General features: G+C 64.7%; 19 protein-coding genes and 1 tRNA gene. 7 read left to right on the plus strand and 13 right to left on the minus strand.

The features are described from left to right. Positions 1–59 precede the first annotated feature (59 nt). Entirely contained in the window at positions 60–2,258 is a 2,199-nt protein-coding gene (locus K359_RS0120520) for a TonB-dependent receptor (protein WP_371261173.1), read from the plus strand. 4 nt (positions 2,259–2,262) lie between these two features. On the opposite strand, the gene K359_RS52505 is transcribed toward K359_RS0120520, so the two are convergent. Continuing rightward, complete coding sequence (locus K359_RS52505) at positions 2,263–3,144, minus strand: YiiX/YebB-like N1pC/P60 family cysteine hydrolase (RefSeq protein ID WP_245284671.1); 882 nt, start codon at positions 3,142–3,144, stop codon at positions 2,263–2,265. A 198-nt stretch (positions 3,145–3,342) separates the two neighbouring features. Between K359_RS52505 and K359_RS0120530 the strand changes: the two genes are divergently transcribed. After that, positions 3,343–4,755: an NAD(P)/FAD-dependent oxidoreductase gene (locus tag K359_RS0120530; RefSeq protein WP_029081028.1), complete on the plus strand. Its 1,413-nt coding sequence runs from the start codon at positions 3,343–3,345 to the stop codon at positions 4,753–4,755. A gap of 553 nt (positions 4,756–5,308) precedes the next feature. Here the strand turns inward: K359_RS0120530 and K359_RS52510 are convergent. From K359_RS52510 to pheS, 4 genes are all read right to left on the minus strand, one after another. Continuing rightward, entirely contained in the window at positions 5,309–6,184 is an 876-nt protein-coding gene (locus K359_RS52510) for an MBL fold metallo-hydrolase (RefSeq protein WP_245284672.1), read from the minus strand. Between the two features lie 32 nt (positions 6,185–6,216). Then, positions 6,217–6,993, minus strand: coding sequence for a sulfite exporter TauE/SafE family protein (locus K359_RS0120540; RefSeq protein ID WP_029081029.1), 777 nt, complete (start codon positions 6,991–6,993; stop codon positions 6,217–6,219). A gap of 288 nt (positions 6,994–7,281) precedes the next feature. Then, a complete protein-coding gene (gene pheT / locus K359_RS0120545) occupies positions 7,282–9,690 on the minus strand; it encodes a phenylalanine--tRNA ligase subunit beta (RefSeq protein ID WP_029081030.1) in 2,409 nt (802 codons plus the stop codon). 280 nt (positions 9,691–9,970) lie between these two features. Continuing rightward, positions 9,971–11,053 carry a phenylalanine--tRNA ligase subunit alpha gene (gene pheS, locus K359_RS0120550; RefSeq protein ID WP_029081031.1) on the minus strand — a complete coding sequence of 361 codons (1,083 nt, stop codon included), beginning with the start codon at positions 11,051–11,053 and terminating at the stop codon, positions 9,971–9,973. A gap of 260 nt (positions 11,054–11,313) precedes the next feature. Here pheS and K359_RS0120555 point away from each other — a divergent pair, with 260 nt between their 5' ends. Further along, positions 11,314–11,706: a hypothetical protein gene (locus K359_RS0120555; protein WP_198031160.1), complete on the plus strand. Its 393-nt coding sequence runs from the start codon at positions 11,314–11,316 to the stop codon at positions 11,704–11,706. A 63-nt stretch (positions 11,707–11,769) separates the two neighbouring features. On the opposite strand, the gene rplT is transcribed toward K359_RS0120555, so the two are convergent. From rplT to infC, 3 genes are all read right to left on the minus strand, one after another. Then, a complete protein-coding gene (gene rplT / locus K359_RS0120560) occupies positions 11,770–12,129 on the minus strand; it encodes a 50S ribosomal protein L20 (RefSeq protein WP_029081033.1) in 360 nt (119 codons plus the stop codon). Between the two features lie 75 nt (positions 12,130–12,204). Continuing rightward, positions 12,205–12,405, minus strand: a complete 201-nt coding sequence (gene rpmI / locus K359_RS0120565; protein WP_008539890.1) for a 50S ribosomal protein L35 — start codon at positions 12,403–12,405, stop codon at positions 12,205–12,207. A gap of 557 nt (positions 12,406–12,962) precedes the next feature. Continuing rightward, on the minus strand, positions 12,963–13,502 hold the full coding sequence (gene infC / locus K359_RS0120570; protein ID WP_029081034.1) for a translation initiation factor IF-3: 540 nt from the start codon (positions 13,500–13,502) through the stop codon (positions 12,963–12,965). Positions 13,503–13,729: 227 nt separating this feature from the next. Here infC and K359_RS0120575 point away from each other — a divergent pair, with 227 nt between their 5' ends. Continuing rightward, positions 13,730–14,545 carry a carboxylesterase gene (locus K359_RS0120575; RefSeq protein ID WP_029081035.1) on the plus strand — a complete coding sequence of 272 codons (816 nt, stop codon included), beginning with the start codon at positions 13,730–13,732 and terminating at the stop codon, positions 14,543–14,545. 142 nt (positions 14,546–14,687) lie between these two features. Further along, the gene (locus tag K359_RS0120580; protein WP_029081036.1) at positions 14,688–15,155 is read left to right on the plus strand and encodes a nuclear transport factor 2 family protein; all 468 of its coding nucleotides are present in this window, start codon (positions 14,688–14,690) and stop codon (positions 15,153–15,155) included. A 109-nt stretch (positions 15,156–15,264) separates the two neighbouring features. Here K359_RS0120580 and K359_RS0120585 read toward each other — a convergent pair whose 3' ends face one another. From K359_RS0120585 to K359_RS0120595, 3 genes are read right to left on the minus strand one after another with little or no spacing between them, the layout of a single operon-like run. Next, positions 15,265–16,062 carry an acyl-CoA thioesterase domain-containing protein gene (locus tag K359_RS0120585; protein ID WP_029081037.1) on the minus strand — a complete coding sequence of 266 codons (798 nt, stop codon included), beginning with the start codon at positions 16,060–16,062 and terminating at the stop codon, positions 15,265–15,267. A 34-nt stretch (positions 16,063–16,096) separates the two neighbouring features. Next, entirely contained in the window at positions 16,097–17,287 is a 1,191-nt protein-coding gene (queG, locus tag K359_RS0120590) for a tRNA epoxyqueuosine(34) reductase QueG (protein ID WP_029081038.1), read from the minus strand. Then, entirely contained in the window at positions 17,236–17,928 is a 693-nt protein-coding gene (locus K359_RS0120595; protein ID WP_029081039.1) for a glutathione S-transferase family protein, read from the minus strand. Before K359_RS0120595 ends, queG begins: the two co-directional genes overlap by 52 nt. Positions 17,929–18,191: 263 nt before the next feature. Here K359_RS0120595 and K359_RS0120600 point away from each other — a divergent pair, with 263 nt between their 5' ends. Then, positions 18,192–18,998: an undecaprenyl-diphosphate phosphatase gene (locus tag K359_RS0120600; protein WP_029081040.1), complete on the plus strand. Its 807-nt coding sequence runs from the start codon at positions 18,192–18,194 to the stop codon at positions 18,996–18,998. 158 nt (positions 18,999–19,156) lie between these two features. On the opposite strand, the gene K359_RS0120605 is transcribed toward K359_RS0120600, so the two are convergent. Next, on the minus strand, positions 19,157–20,125 hold the full coding sequence (locus K359_RS0120605) for a complex I NDUFA9 subunit family protein (protein ID WP_029081041.1): 969 nt from the start codon (positions 20,123–20,125) through the stop codon (positions 19,157–19,159). A gap of 148 nt (positions 20,126–20,273) precedes the next feature. Between K359_RS0120605 and K359_RS0120610 the strand changes: the two genes are divergently transcribed. Next, positions 20,274–20,360 (plus strand) — tRNA-Leu (locus tag K359_RS0120610). A gap of 26 nt (positions 20,361–20,386) precedes the next feature. Here K359_RS0120610 and K359_RS64030 read toward each other — a convergent pair. After that, on the minus strand, positions 20,387–20,635 hold a 249-nt coding region (locus K359_RS64030), incomplete at its 5' end, for a hypothetical protein (protein ID WP_210164111.1).

Here is a 20,635-nt window from a genome sequence, read left to right on the forward strand (position 1 = left end):
TGGTTGGGCTGGTGCGGTCGTCGCGTGACTGTAGCAGGTATCATGCGGGGGCACGGGCGTTGCGTCGGACTGTATGGCGGATATTTCCCGCCGCCGCATCCATTGCAGCCTTTGCGCCCGCTGCCGAAGCGCAAACCGTCGACGCGCCCGGCCAGCTGCCACCGGTGACGGTGACGTCGCCCGATCAGGCGAAGCCCAAACACGCCAAGCCGTCCCAGCGTCCGCACCATGTCGCCGCCGGCGGCCGCGTGCCAGCCGCGCCGCAACCGAGCCAGTCCACCTCTGCGACCAACGGAATCACCGGCGGCTCCGCAACGGTGTCTTCCAGCCTGCAGCCGACGGCAGCCAGTGCGCGGCAGATCAGCGGCGACGAAGTGAATGCACGGCCGGTCTCGCGCGTCGGCGAAGTTCTGGAGGCGGTGCCGGGCCTGATCGTCACCCAGCATTCCGGCGAAGGCAAAGCCAACCAGTATTTCCTGCGCGGCTTCAATCTCGACCACGGCACCGATCTCGCCATCACCGTCGACGGCATGCCGGTCAACATGCCGACCCATGGTCACGGCCAGGGCTACGCGGACATCAACTTCCTCATCCCGGAGCTGATCCAGTCGATGGATGTCCGCAAGGGTCCGTACTACGCCGACAAAGGCGACTTCGCCTCCGCCGGCGCCGTCGACATCAACTATCTGAGCAGGCTGCCGAAGAACATCGTGGAGCTGACCGCCGGCAGCTTCGGCTATCAGCGCGCGATGGCCGCGGGCTCGACCAAGGTCGGTGACGGCACGATGCTCGCAGCCTTCGAGGCCAACAAATATAACGGCCCGTGGGACGTGCCCGACGACATCCGCAAGCTGAACGGCGTGCTGCGCTACAGCCGGGGTACCGCGACCGACGGCTTCTCGCTGACCGCGATGGCCTATTCCAATGGCTGGAATTCGACCGACCAGGTGGCGCAGCGCGCGATCGACCAGGGCCTGATCGACCGCTACGGCTCGCTCAATCCGACCGACGGCGGCACCTCCAGCCGCTTCAGCCTGTCGGGCAATTGGGCGCAGGCGAGCGAGTACGGGCAGACCAAACTCAACGCCTATGTGATCCGCTCCTCGCTGCAGCTCTACAACGACTTCACCTATTTTCTCGACGATCCCGTCAATGGCGACCAGTTCAGCCAGACCGACAGGCGCACCGTCTATGGCATCGACGCCAGCCACGCCGTTGATATCAGTGTCGCCGGCATCGACACCCAGACGCGGGTCGGGGTGCAGACCCGCTACGACGACATCAATGTCGGCCTGTTCAAGACCGCGCAGCGCGAGATCCTCTCCACCGTGCGCAACGACCAGGTCCAGGAGGGCAGCGTCGGGCTGTGGGCCGATACGACCGCGCGCTGGACCGACTGGCTGCGCACCACCGTCGGCATCCGCGAGGATTATTTCGCCGGCCACGTGCTGAGCGACACGCCGCAGAATTCCGGCAACGCGCAGGCGGCGATGACGAGCCCGAAGGCCGGCATCGTGCTCGGTCCCTGGGGCAAGACCGAGTTCTACGGCAATGCCGGCTTCGGCCTGCACTCCAATGACATCAGGGGCGCGACCATCACGGTCGATCCCAACGACAAGGTCACGCCGCTCGATCGCGTGCCGCTTTTGGTGCGCTCGAAGGGCGCCGAGCTCGGCATCCGCACCAAGGCGATCGAAGGCCTGACCTCGTCGCTCGCGGTGTTCGTGCTCGACTTCGATTCCGAGCTGCTGTTCGTCGGCGATGCCGGCACCACCGAGCCGAGCCGGCCGAGCCGGCGGGTCGGCGTCGAGTGGACCAATCAGTACAAGCTCTCGCCGTGGATGAGCCTCGATTTCGACCTCGCCTATACCCGCGCCCGTTTTACCGATTTCGATCCGGTCGGCAATTTCATTCCCGGCGCACCAGCATGGGTCGCCAGCGGCGGCGTCACTTTCGGCCGGGAGAGCGGCTGGTTCGGCAGCCTGCGCGCCCGCTATTTCGGCCCGCGCCCGCTGATCGAGGATGATCGCGTCCGCTCGCTGTCGTCGTTCATCGTCAACGCCCGCGCCGGCTACAAATTCGACAACGGGATGCGGCTGCAGCTCGACGTCCTCAATCTCTTCAACGCACAGACCAACCAGATCGAATATTACTATCTGTCGCGGCTGCCGGGCGAACCGATCGACGGCGTCGCCGACCGCCATGTGCATCCCGCCGAACCGCTTGCCGTGAGGCTGACGCTGGCGGCGACGTTTTGAACGCTCACCCCGGCGCGGCCTCTGCCGCAGTCACTTCCGCAGCCGGAAGCGCCGTCTCTTCGTCAATCGCTTCAGGAACAAGCGGCGGCGACTTAGATTCTGGAAACACACTGAATTCGCCCGCTACCTCCTGGAGCGGCTTCTGCTTGTCGGCCCAGTGCAGGGCCGTGTAGTCGAAACCGTGCACGATGGTGGGTTTGACGACTTCGAAATAGGGCGAGATGTCGAAGTCGCGGGGCATGTAGAGCGAGGAATCGCGGATATGCAGGATCTCGCGGCGCGCCTTGCGGCTGGCGGCGCGCGTGATCTTGGGCAGGATCGGATAGCGCACGGCGTCGAACGCCTGCGCGATCAGCGCCGAGCAGATGATCTTGGTCGGATCGCCGGAGCCGAACGCGATCATGCGGCGGCGCCAGCGCTGCGGGATCGGCAGCGGAAACAGGAAGCGCGCGAGATCGACGATGTTCTTTGTGTCGTAGCCGAAGCCGATCCGGTTGATGGCGTAGCGGCACACCGTGGTGCGGTCCTCGAACGACAGGCCGACCGGACGGCAGAGGCGGGTGTGATAGGACAGATATTTCGACAGTGGCGCCGAGGTCACGCCCTCGCCGATATTGGCCTCGATCAGCACATGCTGCTCGCCGTCAGGCTCGAACGCACCGTCGATCGGTCCGACAAAGAGTGCAGCGTGCGACCAGGTCGATTGCGTGAGGTATTTGATGATGCCGGAAATCCGGTTGTTGCCTTCGACCAGCAGCACATCGCCGGGCTGCATGATGCCCCGCAGATGGTCCGGGTCGCTCGGCGTGAACGGCTCGTAACCGGGGACTTCCTTCTGCAGGTACCCCGCGATCCATTTACCGACGGTATCGAGCATTAAGCCCATGGATTCCCCCCAGCGGTTCTACGACCGCTTGTGTTGACCTAATCATGATCGCAAGCCGTTGCAATTTAGTTCATGCCATCAGCGGATCAATCATGATTGATTTACCATGATGGTTGCTGCGGTCGGTGAGATGCGGCACAGTTCGCGAAGCGTTCCCGTTTTCTGCAAGTCCCCGGAAACCATGCCAGAAGCTATGTCATGACAGTGACCCGCCGCGATTTCCTGTCGGCGTCCGCAGGTATCGCGCTGGCGCCTGTGCTGGGCGGCCGGGTGCTTGCCGCGCCGCCGCCGCGCGAGGCTGACATCGTCGTGATCGGCGCGGGTGCCGCGGGCATTGCCGCGGCGCGGAGGATCGTCGCCGCCAACCGCAAGGTGATCGTGGTGGAGGCGGCGGGCCAGGTCGGCGGCCGCTGCCAGACCGATGCATCGACATTCGGCGTGCCGTTCGACCGTGGCGCGCGCTGGATGCACAATCCCGAGACCAATCCGATGATCCGGCTGGCCCGCTCCGCGGGCCTCGACATCGTCACGGCGCCCGCAGGCCAGAAGATTCGCATCGGCCGGCGCTACGCCCGCCCGGGCGAGACCGAGGAATTCCTGGCGGCGCTGGTGCGCGCCAACCGCGCCGTCGACGACGCGTCGCGCAAGGCCGATATCGCCTGCGCCGCGGCGATGCCGAAGGATCTCGGCGATTGGGCCGGAACCGCGGAATTCCTGCTTGGCGCCAATTTCAGCGGCAAGGATCTGAAGGACCTCTCCGCCGTCGACAAGGTGCGCGCGCAGGATCGCAACACCGCGATCGCCTGCCGACAGGGGCTCGGCACGCTGATCGCCAAGCTTGCCGAGCAGCTGCCGACGGTGCTCTCGACGCCGGCGCAGCGCATGCTGTGGAGCAATCGCGACGTGATGGTCGAGACGCCCACAGGCAAGATCACCGCGCGCGCCGCCATCGTCACCGTCTCGAGCAATGTGCTCGCGAGCGGCAATATCAAGTTCGTGCCGGAGCTCCCGAAGCGTGCGCTCGATGCCGCAGCTAAGCTCAGCCTCGGCAGCTACGACCGCATCGCGTTGCAGCTCCCTGGCAATCCGCTCGGACTGTCGCGCGACGACGTCATTATCGAGCAGAGCAATTCGACCAGGACGGCGCTGCTCTACGGCAATATCGCCGGCTCCTCGCTGTGCACGATCGACGTCGCTGGGTCCTTCGGCCGCGATCTGTCGGCGCAGGGCGAGAAGGCAATGTCCGCGTTCGCGGTGGAATGGCTGACCAAGCTCTATGGCAGCGAGGTCGGCGCTGCGGTGAAGCAGACCAGCGCGACGCGCTGGAATGCATCGCCCTTCATCCTCGGCGCGATGTCGGCAGCAGTGCCCGGCGCACAGTTCTCCCGCAAGATCCTGACCGAGCCGATCGGCGCGATGTATCTCGCCGGCGAAGCCACCCATGAGACGCTGTGGGGCACCGTCGATGGCGCCTGGGACAGCGGCGAGCGCGCCGCCGATGCCGCGCTGCGCCGGATCGGCGCACTGAAGGATGCGGCGCCGGAGCCAGCAGCGCCGGCGCCAAAGCAGCGGAAGCGCGCGCCGCATCGCTCCGCCGGGCCGATGAATTGATCTTTCGATGAGATCAGGCATCGCGAGCGGAAGTTGAAGTAGAGAGAGCTGCCGCAATAACCAGTGTCGTCCTGGCGAAAGCCAGGACCCATAGCCACCGAATTTGGTGATGAACGGGATCGTTGCCCCAGCATCGTGCAACTATTCTCATTTGGAGTAATGGGTCCTGGCTTTCGCCAGGACGACAGCGAATGTGTTGAATGAGCATACATCCGCATCCTCGCGACATGATTTGCCCGAGTTTTGCCGCTCGTTTCGCCGCTCTTCGATCAGAGGGCGCAGGGAAAGCCGGGCGCCGATCGCACCCATGTTCCCCGCGCAACAAAAAAAGCACGGGGGTAGGACCACAGGTGTAGCCGGAAACGACCCGGCTTCCCCTGCGCGATGGTTCTACGGCTTACTTCGTGCTCTCCCCGGCGAGACTTGGCTTTTTGTCACCGTCCCCGCAGAAGCGCCTTCGCGTTTTGCGGGGAGACACCGGCCGCCCTTCACACCGGCAGCTTCAGCTCCATCAGATCCTTTGCCACCACGATCCGGCCCTTGAAATTCGTCGTCACGTCCCGCGTCCAGTCGTCGTCGGTGACGAGCGGATCGTCGCCGGGGACGAGTGGCTCAGCACCAGCGTCTTGACGCCGGCGGCGGCTGCGATGCGGCCGACGTCTTCGGTCGAGGTGTGGCTGTCGAGCAGATGCTTCTTCAGCGTCGCGCCGTTTTTGGTCTTGGCGACCAGCCGATCGACCGCGGGGATGTAGAGGCATTCGTGCACCAGCACGTCGGCACCCCTGGCGAACTCGGCGAGCTTTGGATTGTAGGCGGTGTCGCTGGAGAACACGATCGTGCCGTCCGGGGTCTCGAACTTGTAGGCGAAATTGTCCGTGATCGGCGGATGCGGCGTGCGGAACGCGGTGACGGTAACATCAGGCGTTTTCAGCACCACGCCATCGTCGGTGATGTCTTTCGCGATCAGCAGTTTTCGCGGATCGGGCCGGCCTTCGTCCTCGATCCGGGTCTCGACGTCGAACTTGTTCAGCTCCCAATAGTGCCTGGTCATCGCCTCGATGCCCTTGGGGCCGAACGAATGGATCGGCGTCGAGAGGCCGGCCGCCCAGGCGTTGTAGAACAGATTGCCGTATTCCAGATTGTGATCGGAATGATGGTGGCTGATGAAGATGTACTTCACGGACGGGATCGGCACGCCGGCACTGACCATCTGACGGCTGACGCCCATGCCGCAATCGATCACGAACGGGGTGTCGTTGACGACGACCAGATTGGCCGGATTGGAGGCGCCGTTGCCGACGCGGGGGCCGCCCTTGGTGCCGAGGAACACGATGCGGGTGTGCGGCTTTGTACCCTGCGCGCGCACGGGCGACGCGAGCATGGCGGCGCTGCCGAGCGCCAGTTTCAATGCATTGCGGCGATCGATCATCGTTTCCTCCTCGGTCTTTTCTGAATTCGAGCCTAGCCGCCGCGCAAGATGCCATCAAGCGCAGGCAGGCCGACGATGACGGCCGCCGCGATCAGCGCGTAGCAGATGGCGCGAAACACCTGCTCGCTTGCCTTGCCGAACAGCGAGGCGCCGAACCAGACGCCGATGCCGTAAACGGGACCGACGATCAGCGAGAATTTGATCGACTCGATCGTGATCAGTCCGGTGAACCAGTAGCTCACCAGCGAGAAGAGATCCGAGGCGCCGAAGAACAGCACGATGTTGGCGCGGGAGATCACCGACGAGATCGGGCGGCCCAGCCAGTAGGCGACGATCGGCGGGCCGCCGGTCTGCGCAAGTCCGCTGCAAAAGCCCGAGAGGCCGCCGACGCCGACCGACAGCGCGGCGTGATCCTTGCCGTGGTAGCGCCAGCCCGACAGCAGCAGCGCGAGCAGTGCCGCGACGAAGCCGGAGATGATCCAGCGCGTGGTCACGGGCTCGAGCACCGTCAGGAAGTACGTACCGATCGGAACGCCGACCAGCGCGCCGGCGACCATCACCGCGGTTGCCTTGCGGTCGGCATGGGTCCAGGCATTCGGCAGCAGCGGCGCGGCAGCGACGAAATCGATGATGAGCAGGAGCGCCGCCACCAGCCGCGGCCCCGCGACGCTGCTTGCGAGCGGCATGAAGATCAGCGCCGAGCCGAACCCGGAGAAGCCGCGCGCCGTGCCCGACACGAACGCGATCGCGCAGATCGCGAGCGCGATGCTGGTCGAGATGTCGGAGGGGAGGAGGGTGAAGGGGGTCATGTGGAACGTGAGGGGTACAATCGGTTGCCTGGCTTGCGCGCGCATCGAGCGATACAAATACAGCTTCAGCTCTGTGAGAACCGTCATCCCCGCGCAAAGGCTTCGCCTTTGTCGCTGGAGGTGCGAGCGGAGCGAGCCTCGAAGGATGAATCGGCCACAGTCGGGCCGTCGACCCTTCGAGACGGCCGCTACGCGGCCTCCTCAGGGTGACGGTGATAGGTCCGCGTACATTCCCGATCCACCTCCCCCGCAAGCGGGAGAGGGGGTCGCGCAGCCTGCCTTGCGGCATCACGCCCGCAGCGTGCCGCCGGTCTTCTTGGTCACCTCGGCGACGACCTTGGCGGCGACGGCGTCGATCTCCTGGTCGGTCATGGTCTTCTCGCGCGGCTGGATCGTCACTGCGATCGCGATCGACTTCTTGTCGGGATCGATGCCCTTGCCTTCATAGACGTCGAACACGGTGACGGCCGTGATCAGCTTCTTGTCGACATTTTGCGCCGCGCGGACGATGTCGCCCGCCTTGACGCTGCGGTCGACGATGAAGGCGAAGTCGCGCGACACCGGCTGGAAGGCCGAGAACTCCAGCAGCGGCTTGGCGCGCGTTGCCCTCTGCTTGCCTTCCGGGATGCGCTCGAGGATCACCTCGAACACGATCATCGGACCATCGGCGCCAAGCGCCTCGGCCGCACGCGGATGCAGCTCGCCGAAGGTGCCGAGCACGTTCTGCGGGCCGATCTGGATGGTGCCGGAGCGTCCTGGATGCAGCCAGGCGGGGCCGCCGGGGACGATCTGCAGCGCCTGCATCGGCGCGCCGGCGGCCGCCAGCACGGCGAAGGCGTCGGCCTTGCCGTCCATTGCGTCCGCTGTCGCCGAGCCGGTCCAGGAACGGCCCGCTCCCTTTGTCGAGGCATAGCCATGGCGCACGCCGGAGGCGGCCACCAGCTGGTCTTCCGGCCGGTCGCCGCGGAACACCTGGCCGACCTCGAACAGCGCGACGTCGGGATAGCCGCGGTTGATGTTGGCCTGAACCGCGGCGACGAGGCCGGGCAGCAGGCTCGGCCGCATGTCGGAGAGATCGGCTGCGATCGGGTTGGCGAGCACGAGCTCGCTCTGGCCGCCGCCGAACAGCTTTGCCGCGTCATTGGTGATGAACGACCAGGTCACGGCCTCCACCATGCCGCGCGCGCCGAGCGCGCGCTTGGCGCGGCGGGTGCGCAGCTGCATCGGCGTCAGCACCGGCTTGCGCGGCTCCTCGCCACGCTCGAACGGCGTCATCGGCACCTTGTCGACGCCGACGATGCGCACGATCTCCTCGACGATGTCGGCCTTGCCGTGCACATCGGTGCGCCAGGACGGAACCGCGACCTTCACCACGGGGCCGTTGCCGGCCAGCATGAAGCCGAGCCGGGTGAGGATCAGCTTCACCTCGACCAGCGGCACCTCGATGCCGGCAAGGCGCTTCACCTCGCTGAGCGGGAAGTCGATGACGCGGTCCTCGCCGAACTGCTTGCCGACCACGACGTTCTCGGACGGCGTGCCGCCGCACAGCTCCAGCACCAGTTTGGTGGCGAGCTCGAGCCCGGGCACCATGAAGGCCGGATCGACGCCGCGCTCGAAGCGATAGCGCGCATCCGAATTGATGCCGAGCTTGCGGCCGGTCTGCGCGATGTTGATCTCGTTCCACAGCGCCGATTCGATCAGCACGTCGGTGGTATTGTCGTCGCAGCCGGATGCCTCGCCGCCCATGATGCCGGCGAGCGATTCGACGCCGTGCTCGTCCGCGATCACGCAGACATTGTTGTCGAGCGTGTAGGTCCGGCCGTCGAGCGCGAGCAGCGTCTCGCCGTCCTTGGCGCGGCGGACGGTGAGGTTGCCCGTCACCTTCTTGGCGTCGAATACGTGCAGCGGGCGGGCGCGGTCGTAGGTCATGAAGTTGGTGATGTCGACCAGCGCGTTGATCGGACGCAGGCCGATCGAGGTCAGCCGCTTCTGCAGCCATTCCGGCGACGGGCCGTTCTTCACCCCGCGCACCAGCCGCAGCGCGAAGCCCGGGCACAGCGTGGTGTCTTCCACCTTCACCTGGACGGGGCAGGGGAATTCGCCCTTGATCTGCCTGATGCCCTGGTCCTTGAACTTGCCCATGTCGGCGGCGGACAGGTCGCGCGCGATGCCGTGCACGCCGGCGCAGTCCTGCCGGTTCGGCGTCAGGTTGATCTCGATGGTGGGATCGCCGAGCCCTGCCCAGTCGGCATAGCCCTTGCCGAGCGGTGCGTCGGCCGGCAGCTCCATGATGCCGTCGTGATCCTCGGAGATCTGCAACTCGGCCGCCGAGCACAGCATGCCACGGCTCTCGACGCCTCGGATGGTACCGACGCCGAGCGTGATGTTCTTGCCCGGGATATAGGTGCCGGGGGCTGAGAACACGCTGATCAGCCCGGCCCGCGCATTCGGCGCGCCGCACACCACCTGCACCGGCGCACCGCCGTCGCCGGTGTCTACCATGCACACCCGCAGCCGGTCGGCATTCGGATGCTGCTCGGCCGAGATCACGCGCGCGATGGTGAACGGAGCGAGCGCCTTCGCCTTGTCCTCGATGTTCTCGACCTCGAGCCCGATCATGGTGAGCTTGTCGGCGAGCTTGTCGAGCGGCTCGTCGGTCTCGAGATGTTCCTTCAGCCAGGAGAGGGTGAACTTCACGGCTGCATGCCTCGGTTCTTGTTGGTGGTGACTGTGATGCTAGCGCCGGCGCCAGAGCTCCCTCCCCCCTTACGGGGGAGGGTTGGGGAGAGGGGTAAGCCGCTTGCTCGGAAAGACGTCGTTCTGCGGGTTGCCTCTGCAGCAGCGAAGCGAAAAGAGCTCGCGGAGATGTCCAGGTCAGCGAGTCCGTTCAGCGCCCGCGGCCACCCCTCTCCCTGACCCTCCCCCACAAGGGGGGAGGGAACGGAGAGAGCCGTTGCTGGGCCAAAGAGAACGAGACTCACGAACTCAATCCCCCCGCAAACGTCGGGATGTCGAGCGGCTTGAAGCCGTAGTGGTTGAGCCAGCGGACGTCGTTCTCGAACAGCTGGCGCAAATCGGCGATGCCGTATTTCAGCATCGTGATGCGGTCGATGCCCATGCCCCAGGCAAAACCCTGGTAGACGTCGGGATCGCTGCCGCAGGCGCGCAGCACGTTCGGGTGCACCATGCCGCAGCCGAGAATCTCCATCCAGTCCTCGCCCTCGCCGAAGCGGATCTCGCCCTTGTCGCGGCGGCACTGGATGTCGACCTCGAGCGACGGCTCGGTGAACGGGAAGAACGACGGCCGGAACCGCATGTTGATGTGGTCGACCTCGAAGAACGCCTTGCAGAACTCGTGCAGGATCCATTTGAGGTGGCCGAGATGCGAGCCCTTGTCGATCACGAGGCCCTCGACCTGATGGAATTGCGGCGTGTGGGTCGCGTCCGAGTCGATGCGATAGGTGCGGCCGGGGCAGATCACGCGGATCGGCGGCTTCTGGGTCAGCATCGTGCGCACCTGCACCGGCGAGGTGTGGGTCCGCAGCAGCATGCGCGAGCCGTCCTCCTTCGGATTGAAGAAGAAGGTGTCGTGCATCTCGCGCGCCGGATGGCCGATCGGGAAGTTCAGCTTGGTGAAGTTGTAGTCGTCGGTCTCGATGTCGGGACCGTCGGCGATGGCGAATCCCATGTCGGCGAAGATGGTGTTGACCTCTTCGAACACCTGGCTCAGCGGATGGATACGGCCGGTCTCCGCCGGCGCCTCGCGCAGCGGCAGCGTGACGTCGATGGTCTCGGCGGCGAGGCGCGCATCGAGCGCGGCCGCTTTTAGTACGTCGCGCCTGGCTGCGAGCGCCTGGGTCACCGCATCCTTGGCGAGGTTGATCCTGGCGCCTTCGGTCTTGCGCTCCTCCGGCGACATCTTGCCAAGAGTGGCGAGCAAGGCCGAGATCGAGCCCTTCTTGCCGAGGGCTGAGACGCGCACCGCCTCGAGGGCGGCTTCGTCACCGGCTGCGGTGATCTGGTCGAGAATGGACTTTTCGAGCGTTGCGAGGTCGGACACGGTCAATTCCTGCGCTTGAGCGGCGCATGATCTGGCGGGACAAACCGGTACCCGAACCGGTGCTCGCCACTGCGGACCATGCGCCAAAAATTCGGCTGGGTTGTCGCCGCCCGAAGGCCGTAACGTCAAGCAAAAAGCCGGTCATTTCGGGCATATGACCGGCAGGGTTGAACCCCGCGCGCGGGGGAGGCTACCCAAGTGGGATGTGAGGAGACCGCCCGATGCCCTTGAGACCCCGCCTGACCGCTGCCCGAGTTGCCATGGCCACTTTGGCCGCCATCATGTCGATATCAGCCACACCGGTGCTGGCGGCGGTTTGCATGGACAAGTCGATGACCCAGGACGAGATCGTCGACACCATCAACGCCCAGCGCAGCTGTGACGGCGCGATGAAGGTGTTTCGGGTCTGCGAGTTCGGGGCGAGCGGCGACGTCCTGCTCGGCGCCGCCGTCGAGAAGAAATGCGAAGCGGACTTCCTGTCCGGCCTCAAGGGCGCGCCGAAGCGGGCGTACCAGCACAAGATGCAGGTCTGCGACCGCGAGTACCGGAATCAATCCGGCACCATGTACATCTCGTTCACAGCGTTCTGCCGGGCGGAAGTCGCCCAGCGCTATTCGCACAAGGCGCTAAACGCGGGCCCGAAAGCCCGCTAGGCCTTTCATTTGAGCATGATCTGATCGGAAAACCGGTACCCACTTTTCCGGATCATGCTCGGATCAGGCCGCCAGCGCGGCCTTGGCCTTCTCGGCGATCGCCTGGAACGCAACCGGCTCGTGGATCGCGAGATCCGACAGCACCTTGCGGTCGACGACGACGCCCGACTTGGACAGGCCGTTGATGAACACGCTGTAGGTCATGCCGAACGGACGGACCGCGGCGTTGATGCGCTGGATCCAGAGCGCGCGGAAGGTGCGCTTCTTGCGCTTGCGGTCGCGGAAGGCGTACTGGCCGGCCTTTTCGACGGCCTGCTTGGCCGTGCGGATCGTGTTCTTGCGGCGGCCGTAATAGCCCTTGGCGGCCTTGAAGACTTTCTTGTGCTTGGCGTGAGAGGTCACACCGCGTTTGACGCGAGACATGACGGAAATCCTTGAGATCTAAGAAGAGGTGACGGGGCGCCGCACAGTTGCGGCGGGGTTCAAGCGGATCAGCGATCAGGCGTTCGGCAAGAAGTACTTCTTGACGTTGTCGCCGTCGGTCTTGAACAGCACGCGGGTGCCGCGGAGCTGACGGATCTGCTTCTTCGTCCGCTTGATCATGCCGTGGCGCTTACCGCGCTGGGCGTGCATGACTTTGCCAGTGGCAGTCACCTTGAAGCGCTTTTTAGCGCCCGACTTGGTCTTCAACTTGGGCATTTGGCTCTCCTACTGCACAGCACGAAAATCGCCCCGAGAGGCGTCCGGCCGGCTAAAATGCTCGTTAGAGCGTTGGAAGTGCTATGGTTTTTTCCGAATTGAAAGAACCTGCACGATACGTCGCCACGGCAGCCCTTGATCAGCCGGGCGGCGAAGGCCCGGCTTATGCCAGAGGATCGGCGGTTTTGCAACGTTTTGCGGGATGGAACCGGCGGGTGGGAACTGGCGGCAAATCTATCGTCTCCTTTCCCCTGAAAGGGGGAAGGCCGGGATGGGGGTCCAGCCGCAGACGCCGCCGCTCGTGGAGAGAGCAGATCCCCACCCGCTTTGCTCTGACGAGCAAAGCGACCTCCACTTTTCAAGGGGAGGTTGGCACCATCGGGCAAAGCGTCGTAGCCCGGATGGAGCGGAGCGAAATCCGGGGCGGTGCGCCCGCGGATGCACTTCTCCCGGATTGTGCTTCGCTGCATCCGGGCTACGAAAGCCCGTCAAATGCGAAACAGCCCGCCGGGCGATCCCGACGGGCCGTTTCATTTCAACAAATCGATTAACTCGAACTAGCGCGGCGCCAGCACCATCACGACCTGGCGGCCCTCGAACCTCGCGTCCTGCTCGACCTTGGCGAACTCGGCCACGTCGGCCTTCACCTTGTCCAGAAGCTTGGTGCCAATCTCCTGGTGCGCCATCTCACGACCGCGGTAGCGCAAGGTGATCTTGACCTTGTCGCCTTCCTCGAAGAAGCGCTGCATGGCGCGCATCTTCACGTCATAGTCGTGATCGTCGATCATCGGGCGGAGCTTGATCTCCTTGATCTCGACGACCTTCTGCTTCTTGCGGGCTTCGGCGGCCTTCTTCTGCGCGGAATATTTGTACTTGCCGTAGTCCATGATCTTGCAGACCGGAGGACTGACATTCGGCGAAATCTCGACGAGGTCCATGCCGGCTTCCATGGCCATCTTGATGGCCACCATGGTTTCGACGGTGCCTTGGTTGACACCGGCGGCATCGATCAGCTGGATCTGCGCGTTGCGAATCTCATCATTGGTGCGCGGCCCGTCTTTGGCGACTGTGGGCGGGGCTCTATTGGGACGGCGAATGGGTAACTCTCCAAAGTTGTGAAAGGGAAGGCGGATATTTTGAAGCAAGATGCTGCAACGGGCAAGCGAACTCGCTTTCTAAGCGGCAAAACCGTCAATTGCGAGGCATTTTCGCCACGCCCGGCAGATATAGCGGGTGCATCGGCTCCGCAAGGCGGGCTTGCCGCCGTTGACCGGTGCCGCGCGACGATTGAAAAGCAGATGTCTGACACGCGAGTGACCGAACCATGAGCCAAACCGCCGCATCCGGGCAGGAACCCGCCTTTATCGAGGTCGGCGAGGGCAGTGGAGCACGCCGGATCGCGGTCCGCGCCCGTGCCGGTGCCGCTCCCGGCGGCGCAATTGGCGCGCCCGGGCTGTTCTGGCTCGGCGGCTTCAAGTCCGACATGACCGGCACCAAGGCGATCGCGCTCGACGCATGGGCGGCCGAGCACGGCCGCGGCTGCACCAGGTTCGACTATTCCGGCCATGGCGAATCCGGCGGCGATTTCGCCGACGGCACGATCGGCCGCTGGCTCGAGGAGAGCTTTGCTGTGTTCTCGCAGTTCTGCAGCGGGCCGCAGGTCGTGATCGGGTCCTCGATGGGCGGCTGGATGGCGCTGCTGCTGGCCCGCGAGATTGCAAGGCGCGGCGGCGGCCGTGCGTCGCTCGCCGGTCTCGTGCTGATCGCGCCGGCGCCCGACTTCACCGAGGAGCTGATGTGGAAGGCGTTCCCGCCGGAGATTCGCGCCGAGATCGAGACCAAGGGCCTGTGGCTGCGGCCGTCGGACTATGGCGACGGCTCGCCCTATCCGATCACCCGCAACCTGATCGAGGAGGGCCGCAATCATCTGCTGCTCGGCAGCAAGATCGACGTCGGCTGTCCGGTGCGCATCCTGCAGGGCGCGCAGGATCCCGACGTGCCGTGGAAGCACGCCTTCGCGCTCGTGCACCGCCTGCCGGCAGAGGACGTGGTGCTGACCATGATCCAGGACGGCGACCACCGCCTGTCGCGGCCGCAGGACATCGCGCGGATCATCGCCGCGGTGGCGGAGATCGGCTAAGGTTTTGCGTCTTGTACGATGTCATCATCCGCGAAAGCGGATGATCCAGTACGCTGCGGCCCCTCGATTCAAGGCAACTGCTCTGGAATACTGGATGCCCCGCCTGCGCGGGGCATGACAGATGTGGTTGGGAGAAACGCCAATGGACACAACGAACATGCTGCGCGCGTTCTGCGACGCGGTCGAGCAGCGCAACGGCGAGGCGTTTGCAAGCCTCTTCACCGAGGACGGCGTCTATCACGACGTGTTCTACGGCGCGTTCAAGGGCCACGCCAAAATCGCCGAGATGATCGATGACTGGTTCTACCGGACCGCGACCGATTTCCGCTGGGTCATGCACGATCCCGTCTCTGACGGCGCGACGCTCTATGCGCGCTACACGTTCAGCTATCGCTCGACCTTGCCGGAAGCCAAGGGGGCGCGGGCGATGTTCGAGGGCGTCGCGATCATGCGGCTGCACGACGGCAAGATCACCGAATATCACGAGGTCGCCAACACCGCGCCGGCCTTCGTCGACCTGAATTTTGCGCCGGAACGTATCGCCAAGATCGTCGGCAAGCAGGGTGCCGCGCTGAGGGCGCGGCCGGAGATGAAGCTACATTTGGCCTGAGTCAGGCCATCAGCAGTCATTGCGAGGAGCGAAGCGACGAAGCAATCCATGCCTCAGCAAGCGGAGCCATGGATTGCTTCGCTTCGCTCGCAATGACGGCGGTGAGAGCTTACGGCGGCGGCGGATTGGTCATCGGCTTGCGCTGCGCCAGCGCCGCCACGGTCGACGTGCCGATCGGGCCCTTCTCGTCATAGAGCCAGCATTCGCCGATCGCGACGCCGTCGGTGGCGCGGTGGTTGACGACCTCGAAGCCGATCCAGTTGGTCACCGGCAAACGGTGCAGATAGATCGTGACGTCGCTGTTGATGTAGCCGAGCCCCTGGTCGCCGGCATTGGCGAACGGGCTCGCGAAATCCGCGCCGGTCGCGACGTGGACGAACGGCGTCATCTTCACGCCGGCGACGAGCTCGCGCACCTCGCTCATCCAGAGCCGGCGCTCGCCGAGTGAACTCATATGGCCGACAATTGGCCGCGTCTCCCATTTGCCGTTCATGCCGAGCCTGGGATCGGCCGGCTTCGGAATCTCCGCGGGCGCCGGCACCGTCCAGTTCGGCGGCGACCACACATTGCCCGGCGCATTTTCCGTCCGGCGCAACAATTGGCAGGAGGCGCGCGCCATGCTGGTGCCGCCGGAGACAAACTCGGCCTCGATCACCTTGATGCGGAGCCCATCGCGGACAAGTTTGGTCGTCACCTCGACCGGCGTCGTGATGTTGGGCAGCCGGAACATGTCGACCGTGAGCCGCGCGGGGATGAAATCGTCGGAGCCGTGACGCTCCTCGATGACGAAGCCGAGCAGGCCGATCACGACGCGGCCATGCATCGATTCCGGGCTCCAAGGTCCATTCGCAACAGCCGTCGGCATGAAGCCGTCGCCGTGCCTGGTGAAGAAGGGCTGGTTTGTCATGGTTGTCGACCATGATGGGAATGCCGCGATGAAATCAAGAGGCCGCTGCCGCGCGCCACTCCTGCTGCACGCTGACGTCGGGCTCGCCGCCGGCGCGTGACGACAGCGCCGCGAACGCATCGGGCGCGATCAATTGCGACAGCGCCCACACTGCGGCGCCGCGCACCAGTGGGCTCGCATCGTCGAGCAGGCGTCGCGCCTCGCCGGCGAGGTTTGCATCGCCCGAATTGCCGATCGCGATCAGCACATTGCGGATGAAGCGGTCGCGGCCGATGCGCTTGACCGGCGACTTCGTGAACAGCGCGCGAAAAGCGGCATCGTCGAGCCGCGCCAGCTCGCCGAGCGCGGGCGCGCGCAAGGCGTCACGCGCGGCAAGCTTCTGCTCGCGTCCCGCTTGCGCGAACTTGTTCCACGGACACACCGCGAGGCAATCGTCGCAACCATAGATGCGGTTGCCGATGCTCTTGCGGAATTCGTGCGGGATCGGGCCCTTGTTCTCGATCGTCAGATACGAGATGCAGCGCCGTGCATCGAGCTTGTAGGGGGCCGGAAACGCCGCGGTCGGACAGATGTCCTGGCAGGCGCGGCAGCTGCCGCAATGATCGGCTTCGCTGGAGTCGCTCGGCAGTTCGGTGGCGGAATAGATCGCGCCGAGAAACAGCCACGAGCCGAACTCGCGCGACACCAGATTGGTGTGCTTGCCCTGCCAGCCGATGCCGGCGGCCTGTGACAGCGGCTTCTCCATCACGGCGGCGGTATCGACGAACACTTTCACCTCGTCGCCGGTCGCAGCAGCGAGCCAGCGCGCCAGTGTCTTCAGCCGCTTCTTGATCACGTCGTGATAGTCGTCGCCCTGCGCGTAAACCGAGATCGCGCCATGCGATCGACGCTCGAGAATTTTTAGCGGATTGTCGTCCGGCCCGTAGTTGACGCCGAGCATGATGATCGAGCGCACACCGCCCCACAGCACGCGCGGATCGGCGCGCCGCTCCGGATTGGCGGCGAGCCAGTCCATGTCGCCATGGCCGCCGGAGTTGAGGAACTCGTGGAAGTATTTCCCGGCCTCGCCCGTCGCGTCAGGGCCGGTGAAGCCGATGGCATCGAAGCCGAGCGCGAGCGCCTCGCGCGTCAGTGCCGCCTTGAGATCGGCAGGAGAGAGCCGGACCGCCGGGTTCAGAAGTCGAGGTCCACATAGGTCCGCGACGCCGGCACCCCCGCCAGCCATTCGCTGAGCAGCGGGCGGAACGACGGGCGGGATTTCACCCGCGCGTACCACGCCTTTGCTGCGTCGTCCTCGCTCCATGGCACGTCGCCCAGATAGTCGATCGCCGAAAGGTGCGCCGCGGCGGCGAGGTCCGCGTAGGTGAGGCGGTCGCCGGCGAGATAGTTCCGGGTCTTCGCGAGCCAGCCGATATAGCTCAGATGATAGCGCACATTGACCTTGGCGGCGCGCATGATGTCGGGGGCCGGCGGGCCGCCGCCATTGTCCTCGCTCATGAAGCGCTTGTAGATCCGCTCGGTCACCAGCGGGTTGGAGGCTTCCTCGAAGAATTTCTCGTTGAACCACGCCATCAGCCGGCGCACCTCGACGCGCTCGGCGGTCGAGGTGGGCAGCAGCCGCCGCTCGCCGGCATCGAGGCCGTGCGCCTCATCGACATATTCGGCGATCACAGGCGCGCCCGGAACCGGCGGAAAGCCCTCGGCGATCAGCACCGGCGTGGTTGCCGCCGGATTGAGCGCGAGATACGCCTCGCGCCGCTCCCACACCCGCTCCTCCACCAGCCGCAGATCGAGCCCGTACTCGCCGAGCACGAGGCGAATGAATCGCGAATGCGGACAGAACGGATGGTGATACAGCGTGTACATGAAGCCCTTGGTAGTTCCGCGGCGATTAAGAAACCATCAACCTGTGTGACCTGAGCCTGCAATTTGGCCAGACCTGCTCCGGTCGTCTCTATGTCGCGTCAGCACGCAAACCGGTAGCCACCCCCGCAGATGGTGCGGGTCACAAAAACGCTATAGCCCAGCAAATCGGTCAGGTAACCCATTGTTTGACGATTTTTTGCGATTGCGGCCAATGTGCGAATAAGCGAGAAGAATCCCGTTTTCCACACAGGGCAGGCCACATCATGATGACGGATATGCTGCGAGCGGTGATTCTCGGCATCGTCGAGGGCGTCACAGAGTTCCTGCCGGTCTCCTCGACAGGCCACCTGTTGCTCGCGGAACGCTTCTTCAATCTCGGCGAAGGCAATTTCTGGAAGAGTTTTGCGATCCTGATTCAGCTCGGTGCGATCCTCGCGATCGTCGCGCTGTATTTCGTCAAGCTGTGGCGCGTGGCGCTCGGCATGTTCTCCAATCCCGACGATCGCCGCTTCGTGATCGGCGTGCTGGTGGCGTTCCTGCCCGCCGTCGTGATCGGCCTGATCGCCGGCAAATACATCAAGGAATTCCTGTTCAATCCGTGGGTGGTCTGCTTCACGCTGATCGTCGGCGGCGCCGTCCTGCTCTGGGTCGATCAGCTCGATCTCAAGGTGTACGAGGACGATGCGACCCGGTTCCCGCTGTTGATGTATTTCTGGATCGGCGTCGCGCAGTGCCTGGCGATGATCCCCGGCGTGTCGCGCTCCGGCGCCAGCATCGTGGCCGCGATGCTGCTCGGCGCCGACAAGCGCTCGGCGGCGGAGTTCTCGTTCTTCCTCGCGATCCCGACCATGGTCGGCGCGTTCGCCTATGATTTCTACAAGAACCGCGCCGACTTCACGTCGGACAATCTCAGCGTGATCGCGGTCGGCTTCGTGGTGTCGTTCATCACGGCGATGATCGTGGTGCGGGCGTTCCTCAACTTCGTCACCCGCCGCGGCTTCACGTTCTTTGCCTGGTGGCGCGTGATCGTCGGCACCCTCGGCCTGATCGCGCTGGCGATGGGGCGGTAAGGACAACTCCGCTCGTCGTCCCTGCGAAAGCAGGCACCCATAACCACCATTCGCTCAGTGGCGCAGGGCTGTGGCCTCAGCGCTGTACACCTTGGACATTCGTGGTTATGGGTCCCGGCTCGCGCTTCGCTTGGCCGGGACGACGTGTGGAGAGAGGGTTACGCGCTCTTCTTCTGGAACTGCCCGGTCGCGCGGAAGCGCCAGAGATATTGCGGGGCGATCGCTTCCATCGAATCAGGCGTGATGCCGAGGCCGGCGAAAGTGAGCCCGGCGGCCTTGGCGGCATCCGACACCACATTGTCCGAACGCAGCATCGCGACCTGGTCCGGCGTCAGCGTGAAGGGGCCCGGCGCGAATTGCAGGACATACGATTGCAGCTTGGCGAGGCCGAACGGCAGCGGCGCCAGCATGCGGTCGCGCTGGGTGATCTGGAGGATGATCTCCATCACCTCACGCATGGTCAGCACCTCAGGGCCGCCGAGCTCGTAGGTCGCGCCCGGCTTCGCCTTGCCGTCGACGGCATCGGCCACCGCGTCGGCGACGTCGGCGACATAGGTCGGCTGCAGCTTGCCAGTGCCGCCGCCGACCAGCGGCAGGACCGGCGACATCCGCGCCAGCGCCGCAAAGCGGTTGGTGAACTGATCCTCCGGCCCGAACAGCAGCGACGGCCGCATGATGGTGGCCTGTGGCAAGGCCGCCTGCACCGCGGTCTCGCCGGCCGCCTTGGCGCGGTAATAGCCCGACAGCGAATTCTCGTCGGCCCCGATCGCCGAGACGTGGACCATCCGGGCGCCGGCGGTGGCCGCCGCCCTGGCGATGGTCTCGGCGCCCTTCACCTGCACGGCGTCAAAGCTCTGGCCGCCGCCCTCGGCCAGGATGCCGACCAGATTGATGGCGATATGCGAATCACGCATCGCCGCCTCGACCGAAGCCGGGTAGCGCACGTTGGCCTGGACCGCATGAATCTGCCCGACGCCGCCGAGCGGCTGCAGATGGAAGGCCAGTTCAGGCCGTCGCACCGCGACTCGCACGCGGTAATCGCGCTTGCACAGCGCCCGGACCACGTTCCGTCCCAGAAAACCCGATCCGCCGAAGACCGTGACGAGCGTTTCCAGGTTCGATGCCATGAGGTAAATTCCTGCCGGATTCGAGAGCGATTGAGCGCATTTAGCGCCTCTCGCGATACGCCATCAGCCCAATCCTGTACAGGCTATTTGAATTTCCAAACCCGAATTTGACAAGCGCGTAACCGATCCTTACTAAGCCGCTCCACATGCCCAGGTGGCGGAATTGGTAGACGCGCTGGCTTCAGGTGCCAGTGGCTTAACGGCCGTGAAGGTTCGAGTCCTTTCCTGGGCACCACCCCCTTTTTAAGCGATTGAAATCGCTCAGCAGTCGCCCGTTAAGAAGCTTCCAGGCGACTGATCTGGAATCGTAATTTGGCTGGAATGACGTTCTGAGATTGCAAGGTTTTGGTGTTTTGTGCATCGGAAGCTTGCAATTTCGTTTTCGAGATTCCCTCGACGGGCGAAGCATGATTCCCTGTCCGCATCGGAGGGCACGATGCGGCCGAAGAAGCACAAAACGACGGGAGCGAACGATTTTTTCCGGGCGCGGCTCGACCAGATCATCAATCT

Source organism: Bradyrhizobium sp. th-b2 (assembly GCF_000426785.1).
GTDB lineage: Bacteria > Pseudomonadota > Alphaproteobacteria > Rhizobiales > Xanthobacteraceae > Bradyrhizobium > Bradyrhizobium septentrionale.

Excerpts from the sequence above, each read along its gene's own strand:
- K359_RS52505 (WP_245284671.1), bottom strand. The coding sequence starts at position 3,144 with ATGGGCTTAATGCTCGATACCGTCGGTAAATGGATCGCGGGGTACCTG.
- K359_RS0120580 (WP_029081036.1), top strand. The coding sequence starts at position 14,688 with ATGGACACAACGAACATGCTGCGCGCGTTCTGCGACGCGGTCGAGCAG.
- K359_RS0120600 (WP_029081040.1), top strand. The coding sequence starts at position 18,192 with ATGATGACGGATATGCTGCGAGCGGTGATTCTCGGCATCGTCGAGGGC.
- queG (WP_029081038.1), bottom strand. The coding sequence starts at position 17,287 with ATGGCTGGCGGGGGTGCCGGCGTCGCGGACCTATGTGGACCTCGACTT.
- K359_RS52510 (WP_245284672.1), bottom strand. The coding sequence starts at position 6,184 with ATGATCGATCGCCGCAATGCATTGAAACTGGCGCTCGGCAGCGCCGCC.
- K359_RS0120585 (WP_029081037.1), bottom strand. The coding sequence starts at position 16,062 with ATGACAAACCAGCCCTTCTTCACCAGGCACGGCGACGGCTTCATGCCG.
- rplT (WP_029081033.1), bottom strand. The coding sequence starts at position 12,129 with ATGTCTCGCGTCAAACGCGGTGTGACCTCTCACGCCAAGCACAAGAAA.
- K359_RS0120540 (WP_029081029.1), bottom strand. The coding sequence starts at position 6,993 with ATGACCCCCTTCACCCTCCTCCCCTCCGACATCTCGACCAGCATCGCG.
- K359_RS0120595 (WP_029081039.1), bottom strand. The coding sequence starts at position 17,928 with ATGTACACGCTGTATCACCATCCGTTCTGTCCGCATTCGCGATTCATT.
- K359_RS0120555 (WP_198031160.1), top strand. The coding sequence starts at position 11,314 with ATGGCCACTTTGGCCGCCATCATGTCGATATCAGCCACACCGGTGCTG.
- K359_RS0120605 (WP_029081041.1), bottom strand. The coding sequence starts at position 20,125 with ATGGCATCGAACCTGGAAACGCTCGTCACGGTCTTCGGCGGATCGGGT.
- rpmI (WP_008539890.1), bottom strand. The coding sequence starts at position 12,405 with ATGCCCAAGTTGAAGACCAAGTCGGGCGCTAAAAAGCGCTTCAAGGTG.
- K359_RS0120530 (WP_029081028.1), top strand. The coding sequence starts at position 3,343 with ATGACAGTGACCCGCCGCGATTTCCTGTCGGCGTCCGCAGGTATCGCG.
- K359_RS0120575 (WP_029081035.1), top strand. The coding sequence starts at position 13,730 with ATGAGCCAAACCGCCGCATCCGGGCAGGAACCCGCCTTTATCGAGGTC.